Below are 19,994 nucleotides of genomic sequence, written 5' to 3' on the forward strand. Positions count from 1 at the left end.
TAGAGTGAACCCAGTTTAATGGGAGCACCAGTAGAATAACGATATTACTCGTAGTCACTTCAGCATCGTAGGGGTCATGCTTAATAACATTCGGAACCTGTTTTACCTTGTTCAGTTCCCAGTCAGAATCAAGCTCATTTTGTCAGTGCTGGGCGCGTTTACAGTATCTTTGCTTGAAATTATTGGTGTTTTAGCAACATACCCTCTGTTGCTCATCGTTTCAGGTCAAGCACTTGATACAGGTATATTGGCTATGATTGTGCGTATCTTAGGAACACAAGACCGACAGCAGCTGGTGATTTACGTTGCTCTATCGGTGGTTGGAGCTTTTATCTTGAAAGCTTTGGTTACTCTTGGTTTCAGATGGTGGCAGGTTGGCTTTATCAATGAAATGGAGATGAGTGCAAGAGTTACTCTACTCAGCTCCTATCTGGACGCACCGTATAAAGACCACAAAAAAAGGGAAATCTCAAAAATACATGCCACGCTAGCAAGTGCTGTGGGACAGGGGTATAGCCAGACGATTTTCGGTGGTTTAAGTCTTCTAACTAGTTTATTGACAATAATTATGATGGTGATAATTACATTTATTATTTCACCTGTTGTTGCTATCTTCGCTTTTTTAATTTTTGCTGGGATAGGTTACCTGCTGCCTATGCTTCTTCGACGCAGGCTTGGTAATCTAAGTCATCAATTTTTAGAGTCGGATCGAATTTCATGGGTTTCTTCCATGCCCGCATTGGAAGCATTCAGGGAGATGCGTTTATTCTCTGTAGCAGATCGATTCGTCGATAAATATGCTGAGGGAGCCTCTATGCGTGCTAGAGCAAGCAAGCAGCAAAGTGTTATTGAAGCTCTTCCAAAAAATATTATGGAGATAGTTTTTGTGTTGAGCATTTCAGGACTTGCGGTTTTTCTGTTTTCGCAAAAAGATCAGACAGAGGCTTTTGCTACCATGGGTGTGTTTACAGTGGCCGCTGTGAGGGTTATGCCTGCAGTAAATTCAGCTATAGCTTCTTTGAACTCAATGCGGGTAGGAGTCTCTGGTGTCATGAGTCTTAACCGTGAGATTTCCTATTTCAAACAAATGGAACGGTACTCAGAACTGGTCAGCCCCGGCATTAATTTTGAAGGAGATATCCAGATTCAAGAAGTCTCGTTTGGCTACAGCGCAGACGAAGGGCATGTGCTTGATAATATTTCTCTTGTTATACCCAATCGCCAAACAGTTGCTTTTGTTGGATCAAGCGGATCTGGTAAATCTACCTTGATAGATATTATCTTAGGCATGCTTAGCCCTACTAGCGGTTCAATAACCTGCGGAGGAATTTCTATTCATGATGATCTAAAGGCCTGGCAATCACAGATGGGTGTTGTGCCCCAGCACGTTTATGTATTGCCTGGATCATTGAAGCTCAATGTTGCTTTTGGGCTAGATGAAGATGAAATTGATGAGCAACGGGTGCATCAAGCTTTGCAGCACGCTGAGCTAGGTGACCTTCTGTCCTCACTACCAAAAGGCATTAACGAAGATTTGGGGCAAGATGGCAGTCGCCTTTCCGGTGGCCAACGGCAGCGTTTAGGGATTGCCCGCGCTCTATATCGTAATCCTAAACTCCTAGTTCTAGACGAGGCAACGTCAGCTTTAGATAATAAAACTGAGCATAAAATAACTCAAACCATTGAGCGCCTTTCTGGTGAGCTCACAATTGTCATGGTGGCGCATCGTCTGTCAACGATTAAAAAGGCTGACATCATCTTTTATATGAAAGATGGGAAAGTTGTTAATCAGGGAAATTTTGATGAGCTAACTTTGGCTAACCCAGAGTTTAAAGAGCTAGTCGAACTAGGTAAAATATAATGAAAGAATACTCTACTGTTATTGTTTCGACAGAGGTCCCTAAACCTGAACCAACTAGTGCAGGCGAACGTCTAATCCGAGAACTCTACCTCGCGTTAGAAGCAAAGGGGCAGGCACCCGTCTTTCTCGCTCCCGTCCCACGCAACGGGTATGCAGAGCATTACGACGTAGACGCACATTTCATACCTGTTGATACACACCCTGCTACGCGATCTCTACAGAAGTTACTCTCTCCAGTAAATACCTGGACTCCTAACCTGAGTTTCTTTTTCTCGATAATTGCAGACCCTAAAGCTCGCAGCATTATCAAAAATGCTCAGATAGTAGATTTACAGTGGACATCTAACGTTTTGTTAGCTCCGCTTGTGCGCCTACTGAATCCAACTGCTTACCTCATCGGCACTTTCCACGACGTTGCAGAGCAGAGGTTACGCCGCCGTGCAAGAGAAGAACACCGTTCTTTGAAGTCAGCAGTTTGGTCTGCTCAGGCATTTGCATCGAGAAGAATGGATAGAATGGCCATTAAAAGTTTGGATAGGGCTGTTGTTCTCTCTGAAAAAGACCGATCGCTATTAAGGTCATTCTCTGCAGAGTTTGACAAAATTATTCCAGTTATACCTCCTGTTTACCTTCAGCCTGATTCTTCGGTGGAGCGTAATCCCAACCCTTATGAAATTCTCTTTGTGGGAACTATGTATAGGTGGGAGAACCATCAGGCTGTGGAGTGGTTTATTAAAGATATACTTCCTCGTATATGGTCTGATAAACCTGAAGTTCGTTTTACTGTGGTTGGTGAAAGCCCTAGTAGCGACTTATTGAAGGTGGGGGATGATTCGCGCATTACGTTCACTGGTTTTGTGGACGATGTTGAACCCTTTTACGCCAAGGCTGGTCTTGTTGTTGCTCCAATTAAGCTGGGTAGCGGGGTAAAGTTTAAAACTCTTGATGCTATTCTTCGCGCTATCCCAATCATTACAACTAGCGCTGGTGTTGAGGGGGTGGCGAATGTTGCATGGGTATCAGCTCTTGCCCATACGTCAGAATCTTTTGCACAGAAAGTGGTAGAAGTTCTTAGCCAGTACGAAAAATTTGCTAGTAAAGCTGAACAAGCAAGGCACGATGCGCTGATTACATATTCACAAGAGAATTATAGAGAAATAGTCGGGGAAGTCTATGGGGCAAAGTAGGGCACAAGTTTCAGTTGTAATTCCTGCTTATAATGCTGAACAGTATTTGCAAGAACAGCTTGAAGCGCTTTTAAATAATACGGTTTCTATAGCGGAAATCATTGTTTCAGATAATGGTTCCACCGACTCAACGAAAGGTTTAGTGCTTAAAGCTGCAGAAAAGCATGAAAATATTAAATATCTAGATGCTGGCCAGCGTCAGGGGCCTAACTACGCTCGAAACAAAGGTATCGAGCAAGCTAGCCACGAGCTGGTGCTGTTGTGCGATGCTGACGATATCGTTGCTAAGGACTGGGCCGAAAAACTCCTTGGCGCTCTGGAAACTGCTGATCTGGTGGGTAGCGGGTACTACACCTATCTTTTTAGTGAAGTTTCAGGCCGGTATGAAATTTCCTCTACGTCGATTGAACAACCGGCAGTCTTTAACGACCAGGTTTACTCTTTAAGTTGCAGTATGGGGATGAAAAAGGCTGCCTTTGCTTTGGTCGGTGGATTTGATGAATCTTACAGAGGCGGTCATGAAGAGGTCGATTTTTGTCTGCGAGTTTCTGCTGCTGGTTTAGTGCAGGGATGGGTAGCCGAACCCTTAATTCGTTACCGACAGCGCCGGACTACACAGGGGCTAGCCCAGCAGTCCCGTCGCTATGGGCGTACCTGGGTGCAGCTAGCTGTAAACTTTTCTCCCGTTTTTGATGAGCATATTCCGAGCGTGAAGCTTATGGTACGTAAGGTTGTGTCGGCTGTGCCGGGGTATCTCAAACAGAAACAGCATTCCTGGGCGGAAGTTCGAGGCTTTTGGTGGAATATTGGTCGGCTGGAAGGGTTACTTCGATACCGTGTACTGGGGCGTCCGCCTAAGCGTTGTCTGAGCTCTGTAACTTCTGATAGGTAACCTGAAAGAAGGAACGAAAGACTTTAATATCGAATAAAACTTCTCTAAATCCAACCTCTAGTTTTGAAAGATTCCTCAATAGACATCCACATATCTATGTATTTTAGATTAGCGTGAACATGCTGAGCAGCCCGTGTACCTAATACCCTGGATTCCTCAGGGTTATTGGTCAAATCAACGATGCTCTTTCTCCATGCATCAACATTACCCTCTTCAACAAAGCGGGCTGTGTTATCACTAAAATAGTAACGCATAGCTTTGGAATCAGTGAGTAGTAAAGCGGCACCTGTAGCCGCAGCTTCGAGTGCAACAGTCTGGCCTGTGGGGTAGGCCAGCTCTACTGTGGGTACAGCAACAATATCTGATGAATGTAAGGTCTCAATATAGGTTTCAAAAGGTACCGTTCCATGGAAACGGACATTTTCCGGTAAATCAATACCTGCAATAATTTCAGGTCTAGTGTACAAATGAAGCTCTACAGAGAGAGGTCGTACCGCTTCAATAAGCGTCGCATAGTCCCTACCTCGATCGAACCCCACGGCAGAAATCTGAAGTGGACGATGCGCATCAGCCTTAAAGGAAAAAAGTTCTGGTGCAAATCCAAAGTTAACACTTTCAACCTGCTCACGTGAGAATCCTGAGTCAACCAAGATGTCTATTTGATTCTCGCTAAATACAAAGTTGAGATCAACTCCAGCATATTTTTTTACAACAGGTTTTCTTTCTTCATAAGGTAAGTGTCTAATTTCCTCAGCTAGCCAGCAAGAAATCATCGCTATCGGGGTGCTAGAAAAAGGTGGTACCCCTTGTTGCTTAAGAAGAGAAGGGAAAATTGCATAATTCTCAAGAAAACAAAGAAGCACATTAGCTGAGGAAATATGCGCTAGCGAACGAATTGCCTTGTCTAGGGGGAATCCTAGCCTATGCTCTAAGACATCTCTAACTTTCTTGTGAGCTGAGAAGTGAGCATTCGGTACATCTAGCAAAGAGTGTCCAAGCTTGCTCGAAAGAAGATTAACACCGTATTGGCCGTCATCTGCTTGTCCTGAACAAAGGACTGCTATTTTCGCCATGAGGTCCTTCCTTGCTGAGTATGTATCGAAAACTTTTCTGCTTGCTTGTTGAGGCAAACTAAAGAGCTATCTAAGACTATTCGAAAACTTCGCTGAGCTCTATCCAACGCATCTCTAAGTCCCCAATTTCGTCCTGGATACCTTGCTGTTGGGTAGAGAGATCAGCCAGACCCTCATAATCTGAAGGGTCATGGTTGGCCATCTTCTCTTCCAGCTTGGCTTTCTGGTCAGCTAGTTTAGCCAGTTTGCGGTCAATCTGGTTGATTTCCTTCTGGGCTGCCCGAACCTCAGCTCCGCTAGCCTTAGCCGCCGAGCTGCTACCGGCGTCCTGTTTACCGAGAGGTGAAGAATCAACGGCCTTCGTCGACGGAGCGGCAGCTGCAGACGCCGAAAGCTGCAAATACTCATCAACTCCGCCCGGCAGATGCCTAAAAGTACCGTCAATCAATGCGTACTGCTGATCAGTCACACGTTCCATCAGGTAGCGGTCGTGTGAAACCACCAGGAGCGTTCCAGGCCAGGTATCGAGAAGGTCCTCCATCGCCGCCAGCATATCGGTATCGAGATCGTTAGAGGGTTCATCCAGGATAAGGACATTGGGCTCATCCAACAGAATCAGCAGAAGCTGAAGACGGCGCTTCTGCCCACCTGACAGGTCTTTAACCGGGGTAGATAGCTGAGCCGATGTAAAACCTAGACGTTCCAGAAGCTGCCCGGGGGTCATTTCCTTACCGCCAGCTACATAAGAGGTACGTTTGCGCCCGATGACATCTGACACCCGGTCATTCTCGACCTCGCGCAGTTCATCGAGTTGCTGGGTTAGCGTAGCGACCTTTACGGTCTTACCGTGCTTAACCCGCCCGCGGGTAGGCTGTACTGAGCCTGTCACAAGGCCTAGCAGGGTTGATTTACCTGCGCCGTTCACACCCATGATGCCGGTGCGCTCACCCGGGGCGATGCGCCAGGTAACCTTTTTGAGTACGTCCTTCGTTGCCCCGGACGCATTGGCATCGGGGTAGCTGACATCGACGTCCTCGATATCCACCACGTCCTTACCCAGGCGGGATACAGCCATCTGCGATAGTTCCACCTTGTTACGCACCGGGGGTACATCGGCGATCAGAGCGTTAGCGGCGTCGATACGGAACTTGGGCTTGGAGGTACGGGCCGGGGCACCTCGACGTAGCCAGGCAAGCTCCTTACGTATGAGGTTCTGTCGTTTAGCTTCGGTTGCAGCTGCCTGGCGGTCACGCTCAACGCGCTGCAGAATGTAGGCAGCGTATCCACCCTCGAAAGGCTCAACGATACCGTCGTGGACTTCCCAGGTATCGGTGCAAATTTCGTCCAGGAACCAGCGGTCGTGGGTGACGGTGAGCAGACCGCCCGCGTTCTTAGACCAGCGGGTTTTAAGGTGGTTAGCTAGCCAGGTGATAGCCTCAACATCGAGATGGTTGGTAGGCTCGTCAAGCATGAGGACGTCCCAGTCGCCTGCCAGCAGAGCGGCAAGGGCAACGCGGCGGCGCTGGCCACCAGAGAGAGAAGAGACGGACGCATTCCAGTCGAGGTCTGACACCAGCCCCGAAATAACGTCGCGAATCTTAGAATCCGAAGCCCACTCGTACTCGGGAGTATCGCCAACAATCGCCTGGCCTACAGTGAGCGAATCATCGAGCACATCGGCCTGGTCTAGAAAGCCGATGCGGGTGCCAGAACGTACAGTTACCTTGCCTGAGTCTGGTTCAAGGCGCCCACCGAGAAGGGAGAGTAAGGTTGATTTACCGTCGCCGTTACGACCCACAATACCGATACGGTCACCCTCATTCAGGCCAACAGTGATGCCCTCAAAGATAGTGCGGGTGGGAAATTCAATATGCAGGTCTTCGCCGCCAAGTAGATGTGCCATCTCTTTAGGCTACAACGAGCGATTTAGGTTGTCACCTGCAGGCGAAAAGCATGAACAGAACCTAAAAAAGCAGTAAAGTTTTGAGTTCGGATGGAGAGTAGAGTTCTCCAGAACCTTGGTGTTCAAGCTTCTCACAGAGGCCGTTTACAGTAGGACGAAGCAGGGAAAGACCACATAAAGATGGCGCAATTTAATGTAGGGGCGCTCCGCAGGGGGCAGATGGGAAAAATGGAAGAGGAGTCCTCTTCCAGAGAATCCCACCCACAGAAAAAAATTCTTTTCGTCTGCACAGGGAATATTGCTCGTAGCGCCTCTGCCCAGTACATCGCGGAGCAACTGGTAGGTTCTAAATCTAGCTGGACTTTTGACAGTGCCGGCACTGGAGCTGTGGTAGGTTCTGGCGTCGCACCGTTTATTGATGAGGAGCTAGATTCCCGCGGAGTCGAATTCAGACATCACAAGGCAAAACAAATCACAGGTGATCTCATCGAAAGCTCAGCCCTAGTGCTAGTCATGGAAAAAGAGCATCTAAACTGGCTAGTGAGAGAATGGCCCCAATACCGGGCTAAAATTCACCTGCTCAAGCAGATGGCCAGAGTGCGAGAAACCGCAGGCCGCAGAGCGGATCCAGTGACCTTCATGTATCAGTTAGATGAGGTTCCTGCACGAGGGGACAAAATAGATGATCCCTATCGTAAAGGGGCTGAAGCTGCCCGTGTAGCCGTTGAAGAAATTGAGTTAGCTCTCACAAAAATTATTCCCTGGCTGGGGCCCTGATAGCTTTCCCACGAATGTTTTGCCGACACCTGCCCCGGGTACGTTTCGTTCTGGGCGTGAGAGTTGGTAATATCTAGATTCGTCTGTACTGCTTCTTTAGAAGAAACGCAGACTGTAATCCGCCATGGTGTAATTGGCAACACAGCGGCCTTTGGAGCCGTTATTCAAGGTTCGAGTCCTTGTGGCGGAGCTCAACACCCCCTCAACCTGCAAACCATAGGGGTCTCACTCGCTCAAGGAGTACCAACTAGTGACTGCTACTGCTTCAGTTCCGTCCGCTGTTATCGTTCTAGCTGCCGGAGCTGGAACCCGCATGAAGTCTTCCACCCCCAAGGTCATGCACCCCATCGGCGGGCGCTCTATGGTGGAACACGCGGTAGCTGTAGCTCGTGAACTTAACCCCAAGAATCTGGCTGTTGTTGTGCGCCACCAGCGCGATAAGGTAGCGGCTCATGTCACTGCTTTTGACGCTGGCGTCACCATTGTTGATCAGGACGAAATTCCCGGTACCGGGCGCGCTGTTGAAGTCGGTCTGCTGGGCCTTGACTCTGAATCGGGAGAAGTTGAAGGTACCGTTGTGGTGACCTATGGTGACGTTCCCCTGCTGAAGACTGAGACCCTGCGCAAGCTCATTGCCTTCCACGAAGAAGGCAAGAACGCCGTCACCGTTCTGACAACCCACATCGATGAACCCGGTTCCTACGGCCGTATCGTCCGCAACGAAGCTGGTGAAGTAACCGCTATCGTGGAAGCCAAGGACGCCACCCCCGAGCAGCTTGCTATCACCGAGATCAACTCCGGTATTTATGCCTTTGATGCAAAGGTTCTGCGTGACTCGCTGACCCGCGTCACCACCGACAATGCCCAGGGCGAAAAGTACATCACCGACGTCCTTTCCATTGCCCGCGAGGACGGCTACCGCACCAGTGCTCTAGACATCGAAGACCGCTGGGAAGTTGAGGGTGCGAATGACCGGGTGCAGCTGGCTCAGCTGGGGCGTAAGCTCAACGATCGTCTAACCCACGCGCATATGGTCGCAGGTGTTACTATCGTTGACCCCGAATCCACCTGGATTGACGTTACTGTAACCATCGAAAACGATGTAACCATTCTGCCCGGTACCCACCTGCACGGCACCACCCACATCGCAACTGGCTCCGTCATCGGCCCCGACACCACTCTGACCAACGTCAAGGTAGGGGAGAACGTGACTATCTCCCGCACCGAGGGCTCTGACTCAGAAATCGCTGACGGCGCTACCGTTGGCCCCTTCGCCTACCTGCGCCCCGGCACCAAGCTTGGCCCCAAGGGCAAGATTGGCACCTTCGTTGAAACCAAGAATGCCGAAATTGGCGCCGGTTCAAAGCTGCCCCACCTCTCCTATGCCGGGGATGTCACCATCGGCGAAAATTCCAATATCGGCGCAGCATCAATCTTTGTGAACTACGACGGTGTGAACAAGCACCGTTCTACCGTAGGTAACAATGTCCGAATGGGGTCCGACAACATGTATGTCGCACCCGTACATATCGGAGATGGCGCGTATTCTGGAGCTGGAACCGTCATCCGCAAGGACGTCCCTGCAGGCGCCCTAGCAATTAACGAAGCCCCTCAGCGCAACATCGAACGCTGGGTCATTGAAAAGCGAGCCGGTACTGAAGCCGCAGAAGCAGCCCAGGCTGCACTGGAAGCGGAATCAGCCAGCTCAGTTAAGGAAAGCGAATAGCAGTAATGACTGAGATTACGAATCCAGGCGAAAAGAAGATGGCGCTGGTCTCAGGCCGTGCCCACCCCGAACTCGCTGAACAGATTGCAGCGGAACTGGGGAATGAAGTTCTTCCTTCATCCGCCTACACCTTCGCCAACGGGGAAACCTACGTCCGTTTCGAGGATTCAGTGCGAGGGAAGGACGCTTTCGTAATCCAGTCCCACCCGGCACCGATTAACGACGCCATCATGGAACAGCTGATCATGATTGACTCGCTCAAGCGTGCCTCAGCTCGTTCCATCACCGTGGTCTCTCCCTTCTACCCCTACGCCCGTCAGGACAAGAAGCACAAGGGCCGCGAACCCATCTCAGCACGCCTGATCTCAGACCTCTACAAGACTGCCGGCGCCCACCGCCTGATGAGCGTTGACCTTCACACCGCTCAGATTCAGGGTTTCTTCGACGGCCCCGTTGACCACCTGATGGCTATCCCCCTGCTCGCCGAGTACGTAGCAAGCAAGGTCGATACCGATAACGTCACCGTGGTTTCACCCGACACCGGCCGTGTACGCGTTGCTGAGCAGTGGGCTGAACTCCTTGGCGGCGCCCCGCTGGCTTTCGTCCACAAGACTCGCGATGTCAACGTACCCAATCAGGCTGTTTCAAAGACCGTTGTGGGTGACATCGAGGGGCGTACCTGCGTGCTCATCGACGACATGATTGATACCGGTGGCACTATCGCCGGTGCAGTACGTGTGCTTAAGGAGAACGGTGCTAAGGACGTCATCATTGCAGCTACCCATGCTGTTTTCTCGGATCCCGCTGCTGAGCGTCTTGCTAACTGCGGGGCTAGCGAAGTTGTTGTTACCAACACCCTGCCGCTCAAGCCCGAACAGACTTTCGACAACCTGACTGTACTATCAATTGCTCCCTTGCTGGCTCGTGCTATCAAGGAAGTCTTTGATGAGGGCTCTGTGACTAGCTTGTTTGACGGACGCGCCAACTAGAACCTTGTGGCTATTCTTCAAAGTTTTGGGACTATACACTATGTGTAGTCCCAAAATCTGTATTAGGGTATTTTTAATTCGTCATGTTTATTGGATTCGTTACGAGGAAACTATGAAAAAAATCTATTTCTTAGTTGATGAATTTCCGCGTCTGGGTGGAGCAGAAGTCGTGACTGACCGCCTGGCACAAGAGCTAGCGAATCGGGGGATACCTGTAACTGTTGTGTGTAGAACTAAGGGGGCTCAGAAGTATAAAGGGGGAGCTTATACTACGCGGTGTTGGTCCCCTCTGAGCTATGCTCAAAAACGTTCGGCGATTCAGGGTATACCTCTGATTATGAAGCCTCTAGGCTTTACGTTGGTTGCTCTTCGAAAGGTTAAGAAACTTGCCTGGGCTGTTGATATTACAGAAAAAATTTTATCCCGTAGAATCGTTTCTTCCTGGGACGCCGATGATATTGTAGTAGCTACACGGGGAGATATTCTGGACATTTTTTTGGCGCAGTCTGACTTCCGGCGCAGAGGGAGCCAAGTACCTCTTATCATTAATCAGTTTCATACCTCGTTAGACCCTTTGGGCGAGTACGGAGCTTTTATTGAAGAGTCCTATAGGAACCGTGATGTTATTAGCGGACTAACTGTTCTCAGTCAACGCTGTCAAGAGAGCTTTATTGGTGAATGGGGGCTTCCAGTGCTTGTTCTCCCCAATCCAAATCCGTCAGATGCTGAATATGTTCTTAGAGATTTTTCAAAAACTGTTGTGGTGGCTGCTCGTCTTGTGGAAAGTAAACAGGTTGATATCTCAATTCAAGCTTTTAAAAAATTTATCTCCTACCCAGAGTTCTCTGATTGGAGTATGAGGATATTTGGTGCTGGCACAGAGGAAGAAAATCTTAAAAAATATGTTAAAGAGCTGGGCCTGGATACCCAAGTATCGTTTATGGGTTTGACCGCTCCCGGTAAAATGTTTTCGCGGGCAGGTTTGCACCTTATGTGCTCTCGTTTTGAGGGGAGGCCTTTAGTGATTCAAGAGGCGGGCTGTTATGGTATTCCTACTATAGCTTTTAACGTTAGTGGCGGTGTTCATGACCTGGTTCACTCTTTGAGCGGAGGTTTAGCTGAACCAGGCGACCTTGAATCGCTTGTAGAGCTAATGAAGGTCAACGCAAGACTGGCAGGCCAACGGGAAAATGCTCAAAGAATTGTGAATCAGGTTTACCAATATGATGTGGAAAGAGTTGCCACACGTTTTGTTTCTTGGCTGAATGAACTGAAAGTAACTAAAAGTACTAAGGCCTACTGATGGGTCTAATCGATGAGGAACGTTATGAGAGTTGGTCTTCTGACATCATGGGATATGACAGACCCGTCAGCCTGGTCTGGTGTTGTATACCCCGCGGTAGGTATTTTACAAGAAAAAACCGAGTTAGTTCCCTTGCAGGTTCCACAAATGAAAGATTCTCTGGTGGATCGTTTTATTACTCGGTTTCTGGGCAATTTGGGGCTTACCTATCTGCCCAGTGATGCTTTCGCCACGACCTACTGGAAGACTCGTCGTGTAAAGAATATCATCAAAGAGCACGAACTTGATGTGGTGATTTCTTTAGCTGCTTCTAAGGAGTCACTGGGCGTACCATCTCATATTCCAGTTATTCAGGTAACTGACTCATCCTTTCGAGCAATGATAAAGGGATACTTTAAGGGGCGTACTGTCTCAAAGCTAACTCTCTGGCAAGGGCAGCTACTTGATAGATTAGTAGCACGTCACTCAGCGCATTACTGCCTTGCAAGTGAGTGGTCCGCTGAACAGCTAATCAAAGATGTTGGCATTCTAGCATCTGATACCACAATTGCTCCTTTTGGCCCAGGCATTCCTCCTTCTGCTCATGCTGAAAAAGTTAATAGACACCGGGGTATCAACCTGCTCTTTATCGCTTCTGACTGGAAACGGAAGGGCGGTGACCGAGCACTAGAAAGTTTTGCTCTCGCTCGCGCTCACAGGCCCGATTTAACTTTGACAGTTGTTGGTGCCCCGGAAGAGACTCCCATAGCGGGGGTCACCTATCTGCCCCGCCAGTCTAAAGAAGATCTTTCAGCACTGTATAGCTCGCACGATGCCCTGTTAGAGCCCACAGAGGCTAGCGCTGGAGGCGTAGTGGTAACGGATGCTTTGAACCATGGTTTACCTGTAATTTCCACCTGCGTAGGTGGGATTCCTACCCTTGTTAAAGATGGAAAAACGGGGTGGCTTGTTTCACCGGAGAATGCAGTAGAAGAAATTGCCAATCTACTTCGGTATCTCACCGATGAAGAGCTTCGGCAGGCTGCTCACGCAGCTCAGGAGGACGCCGCAGCACGGCTTACATGGGATAAGTGGGGTAAGGCTGTGGTAGAAATCTGCGAACAGGTTATGAAAAATAGCAGAACGATGTAAGGGACTTTTAAGATAGAACCGGGGTCATGCCACATAACTAGTCCCTGCTACAAAGAAAGAGAAAGAGCTTATATGCCGCATTTATCAGTTTTGATTCCTTTCTACGGGGACCCCACTGATGCTTTAAATCTTGTTGAACAGGTTAAGGCACAGGCTGCTGAGCTGTCCATCGAAATTGTGGTTTCTGATGACGCATCCCCCCAGCCCTTCCCCGAGGTCGAGGGCGTAACCGTCGTCCGTCGTGATACCAATGGAGGGTTTGGCTCTAACGTTAATACCGGTGTTGCGGCATCAACCGGTGACTGGGTGCTTATCCTCAACAGCGATCTAACCCTCCCCCCTAACTTTCTTGCCGATATGCTCTCTGCTGCAGAAGAAGAAGCTAGTAGAGCGGGGCAAGGAGTTATGCTGAGCCCGCAAATCACTGGCTACAACGGCGAATCGCAGTGGGTTGGTCGGGCTTTCCCTAAAACCCGCCATCATGCCTGGGAATGGTTTACTCCAGTGGCTCGCCTACGCCCTACCCGGTTCTGGCATATGATGGTCGGCCACGATTTAGCTTGCACCACTGGACATCGGGCAGAACCAGACTGGCTCATGGGAGCCTGCATGATGCTCCGACGCGAAGATTTTAATTCCGTGGGAGGAATGGACGAACGTTTCTTCATGAACAGTGAAGAAATTGATCTGCAGCGCAGGCTAGCTGCTCAAGGAATCAAACGGGTCTTCCGTGGCGATATAGTTGTAGAACACGTAGGGGGAGGCTCATCCGGAGCCTCTGCTCAACGGCGTCAGTGGGTGCTCGATTCTCGTTTTATCTACAACGCAAAATGGAATGAAGGGAAGCATTTAGCTATGGCCCTGAAAGCTGTAACTGTTGCTAACTTCCTCTTCAACTCAGTCAGAGCACTCCGAAATCGGGCTGTCACCCCTCTGGTGGCACTCCGTGAAGAACTTACCTATATCAAGAAAGCAGAAAGCAAACGATAAATGGCAGAGAAACTCCTCATCATCAGCCCTGCCTTTCACGGCTACTGCTTCTCTATTGCCGATGGTTTTACCCAGTTGGGCTATGACGTAACGGTGCATCGCTACGATGCTTTCGACACTGTCAAAGACAAGGTCCGCAATAAAGCTCTCTATGAGCTGCCCTCAAAAGTTGGCTTCGATGGTCAGAAGGCGGCTGAAAAAGCGGCTACAGCCAAAGCTCTCCAGGTTCTTCGCGAGGTAAACCCCGATAAACTCATCGTCATCAAGGCAGATACCCTAGGCGATAACTTCTGGCAGGCTGTCACCGACCGAAAAATCCCCTACATCCTCTGGCTGTACGACGATCTTAAGCGTCACCGCTACACCCTGGACTTCTTACGCAACCTCCCTACGGTTGTCAGCTACGCCCGATCTGAAGCTGAAGCTTTCGCAACAGAAGGTATTAACGCTCACTTCGTTGCTAATGGTTACGACCCCAAACTGGCAGATTTCCCTCGTACTCGCGTCCCTGAAATTGTTTTTGTGGGTTCTCGGTACGAGAACCGTGAGCAGATGATGTTGGCGCTTAAGGACGCCGGGGTGCCGGTACGCGTGTACGGCCGGGCCTGGTCTCACCACCCCTTTGACCGTCTTCGTACTTGGGAGCTTAAACGCCCTGATTTGCCAGCTGAACGTGATATCCCGCTGGCTGAAGCCTACCGCGTACAGGCAGCAGCGGCAGCCTCGCTCAACGTCCACGGACTACAGGCGGGTCTGGCTATGCGTACTTTTGAGGTGCCCGGTATGAACGGGCTTCAGCTCATTGATAGGCCGGATGTTGAGGAATTCTACGATGTCGGCTCTGAGGTGCTTCTTTACCAGAGTACCGACGAGCTCATTGAGCTGTGCCAGCGTATTATTGCTGATTCTAGCTGGAGCGATTCTATCCGCGCTGCGGGGCTTAAACGTAGCCAGGCTGAACATACCTTTTTCCATCGCGCACAGAAAATGGATACCCTATGGGGCTAATTTACCCTGAAGACCTTGAAGCCTGGAGCAGCTGGCAGGTAAACGCCCATCTGCTCCGCCGGGTTAAAAACACACTCAAGCACGCTCCTGCACGACTTCGCGGTGGCAAGGTAGCTACCAACACGCCTACTCCTGTTGCGGGCTATCTGCACGTATCCGGTAGCAAACCTCATATTCTGCTTGCTCTGGATTCAACCTCGCCGACCTCGCTAGGGTCTCTAGTGAGGCCCACTCGCTATCTTGCAACTGGCTCGTATGCGGTGTGGGCGCCCGAGGACGTCACTGCCCACCTCCCTGAGGGCGAGTGGGCTGTTACCCGCTTAGATGAGGTCGAACTCGATAATAAACTAGTTTCTCTCCGCCAGGTTCTTGCGCTAGGGCACTACATGGCGTGGGGTGGCGCGGCTTACCGACTGGCCCAGCGTATGGGCGCTCGTTTCATTACCGTCCAGCACGGTTTGCATACCCCCTATGCCCCGCCGCTGGCTCCCGGTACCCACCTTCTTGCTTTTAGCCAAGCTGATGCTGAGTTCTGGATATCAGGGCGAGACGACATTACTTATGATGTGGTCGGTTCTCAGCTTTTTTGGGAAGCCGCTAAAAAACCTAGCGTCACCCCAGCAGACTTATCAGCTACCCCTGTTTTCCTAGGTCAGATGCACGGTGCTGAGCTTCCTCGAGCTTCGTTTGCTTATTCGAGCATCAAGTTTGCGCGTGAACACGGTGCAGTCTATCGCCCCCACCCCAGCGAGAAAGACAAACTATCCCGCCTAACCCACGACTTCATGGGTAAACTGGGAGTAGAAATTGATCGCTCACAGCGGCCCCTGAACCAGGTCAACCAGCCGGTTGTCTCGATTTTTTCAACTGGTGTGCTAGAAGCGGCTTTGCGTGGAATCCCGGCATGGGTCTACCACGCTAATCCGCCTGCATGGCTTGTTGAGTTCTGGGACCGCTACGGTATGAACCAGTGGGGGAGTGCCCCCACTCCTGCTCCACAGCTACCAGAGCGTGAGCCAGCAGAACAGATAGCTACTATTCTCACTCAAACATTGGAGAGCTAATACTATGCGTATTCTCTGCGTGATACCCGTTCGCGGCGGGTCTAAGGGAATTCCGCGCAAGAATCTCAAGCCTATTGCGGGTAAACCCCTCGTTGCCTGGACCATCGAGCAGGCCCTTGCTGCAAAGGCTGAGCTGGAAGGCGAGCACCTGGTTGATGTGTTGGTCTCAACCGATGACGCGGAGCTAGCTGAGATTGCCCGCCAGTACGGGGCAGAGGTGCCCTTCATGCGCCCGGCCCACCTGGCAGAAGATACCACCGCTACCGAACCGGTGATTGAGCACGCTATCGAGTTCTATACAGCGGAAGGTAAGCGTCCGGACGCCGTCATGCTCCTGCAGGCGACCTCACCTGTCCGCCTGCCCGGCACCCTGGCCCGCGCTATCCGCCAGTTCGCTGCCTCTGCATCGGATTCCATGGTGGGCGTTATCCCCATCGGCCCCTTTATCTGGGCTGCCACCGAGCCACCGACTGCCCAGTACGAGGTCATGGCCCGCCCCCGCCGTCAGGAACTCACCCGTGAGACCTTCCGCTACCGCGAAAACGGCTCCATGTACATTACCAAGACTGAGCTCTACGAAACCTTGCACAACCGACTGGGCGGCAACATCGAGCTCTTCATGCTTGATGAGGTCGAAGGCGTAGATATTGACGCCCCCATCGACTTCTCCGTCGCAGAACACCAGTTGCTTACCACACTCGCATCAGAAGAAAACGAAGGCTAAAACCATGATTATCGAACGTAACATCACCCCCTACATCGTTTTCTCTGAGGACCCGGTACTCACCGCCCTGCAGAAGATTTCTGCTAACGGGCAGCGCATTATCTTCCTTGTCAACGAATCGGGTGTGCTCAAGGGATCCCTGTCAGACGGTGACTTCCGCCGCTGGCTCATCGCCAACCCCACCGCGTCCCTCGAAACTAGCGCTCTGGAGGTAGCTAACCAGGGCGTTAAGACTGCTCCTATCGGTTCAGAGCCAGCAGAACTCCAGGGCGAGTTTGCTAAGGGCATTAGCCACCTTCCCCTGGTCGACGAACGCGGCCACCTGGTTGCTATCGCCATGGACGAGCAGAACGTGTTGCGTATCGGCCGCACCGAAATCACCGAAGACTCACCCTCCTTCATCATTGCCGAAATCGGCAACAACCACCAGGGTGATGTTGACCTGGCCAAGCGCCTGGTTGACCTGGCCGTCGACACAGGTGCGGACGCCGTTAAGTTCCAGCTGCGCGACATGGACGCCCTCTACCGCCAGAAGGGCTCAAAGTCAGCCGGCGAAGACCTGGGTGTGCAGTACACCCTCGATCTACTCTCCCGCTTCTCCCTGACCGTTGACCAGATGTACGAGGTCTTTGACCACGTCAAGCAGCACGATATGGATATCATGTGCACCCCCTGGGACGGCCCCTCGGTCCAGGCTCTGGTCGACTACGGTATCCAGGGCCTCAAGGTTGCCTCAGCCGACCTGACTAACCACGAACTGCTCCGCGATATGGCCTCCCGCGGTCTGCCCATGCTGGTCTCCACCGGTATGAGCCGCGAAGAAGAGATCCGCGAGTCGGTTAACCTGCTGCGCTCTCTGGGCGCCTCCTACGCCCTGCTGCAGTGCCAGTCCACCTACCCCGCGCCCTTCAAGGACGTCAACCTGGCCTACATGGACCGCCTGGCTGAAATCGGCCAGTGCCTGGTGGGCTACTCAGGCCACGAACGCGGCTACCACGTGCCCATCGCGGCTGTTGCCCGCGGTGCCAAGATTATTGAAAAGCACTTCACCATCGATAAGACCCTCGAAGGCAACGACCACACCGTCTCCCTGCTGCCTGACGAGTTCAAGGCTATGGTGCAGCAGATTCGTGAGGTAGAGGAATCTATCGGTACCTCAGCCCCCCGCGAGGTCTCCACCGGTGAGCTCATGAACCGCGTCAACCTTGCTAAGTCGCTGGTTGCTACCCGCACCATTGCTAAGGGTGAGGTCGTGACCGAGGCGGACGTCGAGGTCAAGTCACCCGGCCGCGGCCTGCAGCCCAACTACCTGCCCCAGCTTCTGGGCCGCACCATGCAGCGTGAGGTCGAAGCCGGCACCTTCTTCTTCGAGGGCGACCTGAAGGACGACCTCGTGACCCGCCGCGACTTCAAGTTTGACCGCCCTTGGGGCCTGCCCGTCCGTTACCACGACTACAAGCCCCTGATTGAGGACGCCGAGCCTGACTTCCTGGAGTTCCACTTCTCCTACAAGGATCTTGAAGTCAACATCGATGAGGTCTTCGACCGTAAACTCGACATGTCCTTCACCACCCACCTGCCCGACCTCTTCGCCGGTGACTTCCTGGTAGACCTGGCCTCTCGCGACCAGGAAACCTGGGAACGCTCCATCGCAGAGGTCCAGCGCACCATCGACATTACCCGCGATTTGACCCGCTACTTCACCGTGGACGACGACCCGGTCATGGTTGTCACCATGGGGGGCTTCACCAAGGACGGCCACATTGCACCGTCCGCCCGCGCCGACAAATATGAGCGTATCGGCGAGGCACTGGCCAAGCTCGATACCTCAGGCGTGCGTATCGCGGCTCAGACCCTGCCTCCCTACCCCTGGCTCATGGGCGGTCAGCAGTACCACAACCTATTCCTTGACCCCAAGGACACCGCTGACTTCTCAGACACCTACAACACCGCCCTCTGCCTGGACATCTCCCACACCATGCTGGCGGCCAACTTCCTCAAGATTCCTCTCTCCGAGGCCGTTGAGCTGCTGGCCCCCCGCTCCATCCACCTACACCTGGTAGACGGCATCGGCGTGGACGGCGAAGGCGTCCAGGTCGGCGAAGGCGACGTGGACTGGGCAGCCCTCGGCAAGCAGCTGCGGGAACTGACCCCCAAGTCCTCCTTCATTCCCGAAATCTGGCAGGGTCACGTCAACAACGGCGAAGGCTTCTTCACCGCACTCGATAGGCTCGAAAAGTGGCTGTAGATTCCAGCCTGCCGGTAGCGCTGCACTGCGTACCGGTACCCGAATTTGGCGGTGTAGCCCGGCATATCAGCGACCTCACTGAAGCCGGGCTACCCGGCTATCACCTCGTGATTCTCTGCCCTGCAGGCGCCCTGTCAGCGCGGCTCAAAGAGCTGGGGGCGGACGTCCGCGAAGCCGACTTTGGCACAGGCGCCGGGTTCGCGGCGTCCTTGCGTACGCTAGATACCCTCATTGACGACCATAAACCGGCCATCGTCCACTCGCACCTGGCCTATGCCGATGTGGTAGCGGCAGCTGCCGTCAACCTCCGGAAGGCCCGCAAACTTGTTCGCCGCGGAACCTATGTACCAACGCTGTTCACCACAGAGCACGGTATCGCTGGGGACGACGCAGTCTATCACGGTGCCTCCTGGCGTTCACATCTGATGGAAACCGTACACCGGGTGCGTCTGTGGGGAACCGACGGCAAGATTGCTGTGTCGCAGTCAACCGCTGACCAGATGAAGCGAAAGTGGGACGCTCGCGGCGTCAAGGTGGTCTATAACGGAATCAATGCCGCCGAAACCCAGCAAGCTGTTGCCGGCCACCGTATCAAGGCAGAGGAGGGTGCGCTCCGCGTGCTGTCCCTAGCACGTTTAGCTCCAGAAAAAGGGCTTGATATTTTGGTGGAGGCTTTCGCCCAGGTGCGTGAGCAGGTTCCGGGGGCACATTTGGAAGTTGCCGGGGCAGGTGAACTGAAGGGCACCCTTGCCCAACAGGTAGCTGATCTAGGGCTTGAGGACTCAGTAAGTTTCCCTGGATTTGTTAACCCTGTTGAGGCTATGGGTCGGGCGGACGTGCTGGTGCAGCTTTCTGTCTGGGAGAACTGCTCTTACACCCTGCTGGACGCTAAGGCCGCAGGCCTGGCTGTTGTCGCAACAGCTGTGGGCGGTAACCCTGAGATTCTTGACGGTTCTGAGCTGGTGCCCTCGCTGAATCAGATGAATCGAGGGGCTGCTGTTGCAGCTGTTGCCCAAAAGATTCTGGAGGTTAAGGAGTCTTCTAACAAACCCTTGAACTGGGTGAGTATAGATGAAATGGGGCGGCAAACAGTTGGTCTGTACAGGGAGGTAAGCTGA

At 52.1% G+C, this 19,994-nt stretch carries 16 protein-coding genes and 1 tRNA gene; 15 read left to right on the forward strand and 2 right to left on the reverse strand.

Going from position 1 to position 19,994, the window contains the following annotated elements:
- Positions 1 to 76 precede the first annotated feature (76 nt).
- From L6963_RS04205 to L6963_RS04215, 3 genes are read left to right on the forward strand one after another with little or no spacing between them, the layout of a single operon-like run.
- Complete coding sequence (locus L6963_RS04205) at positions 77 to 1,861, forward strand: ABC transporter ATP-binding protein (RefSeq protein ID WP_237206674.1); 1,785 nt, start codon at positions 77 to 79, stop codon at positions 1,859 to 1,861.
- Entirely contained in the window at positions 1,861 to 3,048 is a 1,188-nt protein-coding gene (locus L6963_RS04210; RefSeq protein ID WP_237206675.1) for a glycosyltransferase, read from the forward strand. The genes L6963_RS04205 and L6963_RS04210 overlap by 1 nt, the downstream gene beginning before the upstream one ends.
- Positions 3,035 to 3,940: a glycosyltransferase family 2 protein gene (locus L6963_RS04215; protein ID WP_237206676.1), complete on the forward strand. Its 906-nt coding sequence runs from the start codon at positions 3,035 to 3,037 to the stop codon at positions 3,938 to 3,940. Before L6963_RS04210 ends, L6963_RS04215 begins: the two co-directional genes overlap by 14 nt.
- A gap of 44 nt (positions 3,941 to 3,984) precedes the next feature.
- Here L6963_RS04215 and L6963_RS04220 read toward each other — a convergent pair whose 3' ends face one another.
- Both L6963_RS04220 and L6963_RS04225 read right to left on the reverse strand, forming a co-directional pair.
- Positions 3,985 to 5,013 (reverse strand): glycosyltransferase, encoded by a 1,029-nt coding sequence (locus tag L6963_RS04220; RefSeq protein ID WP_237206677.1) that lies wholly within the window; start codon positions 5,011 to 5,013, stop codon positions 3,985 to 3,987.
- Positions 5,014 to 5,089: 76 nt separating this feature from the next.
- Positions 5,090 to 6,916 (reverse strand): ABC-F family ATP-binding cassette domain-containing protein, encoded by a 1,827-nt coding sequence (locus tag L6963_RS04225; RefSeq protein ID WP_237206678.1) that lies wholly within the window; start codon positions 6,914 to 6,916, stop codon positions 5,090 to 5,092.
- A gap of 219 nt (positions 6,917 to 7,135) precedes the next feature.
- Between L6963_RS04225 and L6963_RS04230 the strand changes: the two genes are divergently transcribed.
- From L6963_RS04230 to L6963_RS04285, 12 genes are all read left to right on the forward strand, one after another.
- Positions 7,136 to 7,693 carry a hypothetical protein gene (locus L6963_RS04230; RefSeq protein WP_237206679.1) on the forward strand — a complete coding sequence of 186 codons (558 nt, stop codon included), beginning with the start codon at positions 7,136 to 7,138 and terminating at the stop codon, positions 7,691 to 7,693.
- Between the two features lie 118 nt (positions 7,694 to 7,811).
- Positions 7,812 to 7,883 (forward strand) — tRNA-Gln (locus tag L6963_RS04235).
- A 60-nt stretch (positions 7,884 to 7,943) separates the two neighbouring features.
- Complete coding sequence (glmU, locus tag L6963_RS04240) at positions 7,944 to 9,419, forward strand: bifunctional UDP-N-acetylglucosamine diphosphorylase/glucosamine-1-phosphate N-acetyltransferase GlmU (protein ID WP_272878945.1); 1,476 nt, start codon at positions 7,944 to 7,946, stop codon at positions 9,417 to 9,419.
- Positions 9,420 to 9,424: 5 nt separating this feature from the next.
- Entirely contained in the window at positions 9,425 to 10,408 is a 984-nt protein-coding gene (locus L6963_RS04245) for a ribose-phosphate diphosphokinase (RefSeq protein ID WP_237187121.1), read from the forward strand.
- A 112-nt stretch (positions 10,409 to 10,520) separates the two neighbouring features.
- Positions 10,521 to 11,711, forward strand: coding sequence for a glycosyltransferase (locus tag L6963_RS04250; protein WP_237206680.1), 1,191 nt, complete (start codon positions 10,521 to 10,523; stop codon positions 11,709 to 11,711).
- Positions 11,712 to 11,765: 54 nt separating this feature from the next.
- Positions 11,766 to 12,842, forward strand: a complete 1,077-nt coding sequence (locus tag L6963_RS04255; RefSeq protein ID WP_237209150.1) for a glycosyltransferase family 4 protein — start codon at positions 11,766 to 11,768, stop codon at positions 12,840 to 12,842.
- A gap of 72 nt (positions 12,843 to 12,914) precedes the next feature.
- Positions 12,915 to 13,832, forward strand: coding sequence for a glycosyltransferase family 2 protein (locus L6963_RS04260; protein ID WP_237206682.1), 918 nt, complete (start codon positions 12,915 to 12,917; stop codon positions 13,830 to 13,832).
- The gene (locus L6963_RS04265) at positions 13,833 to 14,840 is read left to right on the forward strand and encodes a CgeB family protein (RefSeq protein WP_237206683.1); all 1,008 of its coding nucleotides are present in this window, start codon (positions 13,833 to 13,835) and stop codon (positions 14,838 to 14,840) included.
- Positions 14,831 to 15,904: an RNA-binding protein gene (locus tag L6963_RS04270; RefSeq protein ID WP_237206684.1), complete on the forward strand. Its 1,074-nt coding sequence runs from the start codon at positions 14,831 to 14,833 to the stop codon at positions 15,902 to 15,904. Before L6963_RS04265 ends, L6963_RS04270 begins: the two co-directional genes overlap by 10 nt.
- Before the next feature lie 4 nt (positions 15,905 to 15,908).
- Positions 15,909 to 16,628 carry a cytidylyltransferase domain-containing protein gene (locus L6963_RS04275; protein ID WP_237206685.1) on the forward strand — a complete coding sequence of 240 codons (720 nt, stop codon included), beginning with the start codon at positions 15,909 to 15,911 and terminating at the stop codon, positions 16,626 to 16,628.
- A gap of 4 nt (positions 16,629 to 16,632) precedes the next feature.
- Positions 16,633 to 18,876, forward strand: a complete 2,244-nt coding sequence (locus L6963_RS04280) for an N-acetylneuraminate synthase family protein (protein ID WP_237206686.1) — start codon at positions 16,633 to 16,635, stop codon at positions 18,874 to 18,876.
- Positions 18,867 to 19,994: a glycosyltransferase gene (locus tag L6963_RS04285; RefSeq protein ID WP_237206687.1), complete on the forward strand. Its 1,128-nt coding sequence runs from the start codon at positions 18,867 to 18,869 to the stop codon at positions 19,992 to 19,994. The genes L6963_RS04280 and L6963_RS04285 overlap by 10 nt, the downstream gene beginning before the upstream one ends.

The sequence above is a fragment of the Rothia nasimurium genome (assembly GCF_928392795.1).
Lineage (GTDB): Bacteria > Actinomycetota > Actinomycetes > Actinomycetales > Micrococcaceae > Rothia > Rothia nasimurium_F.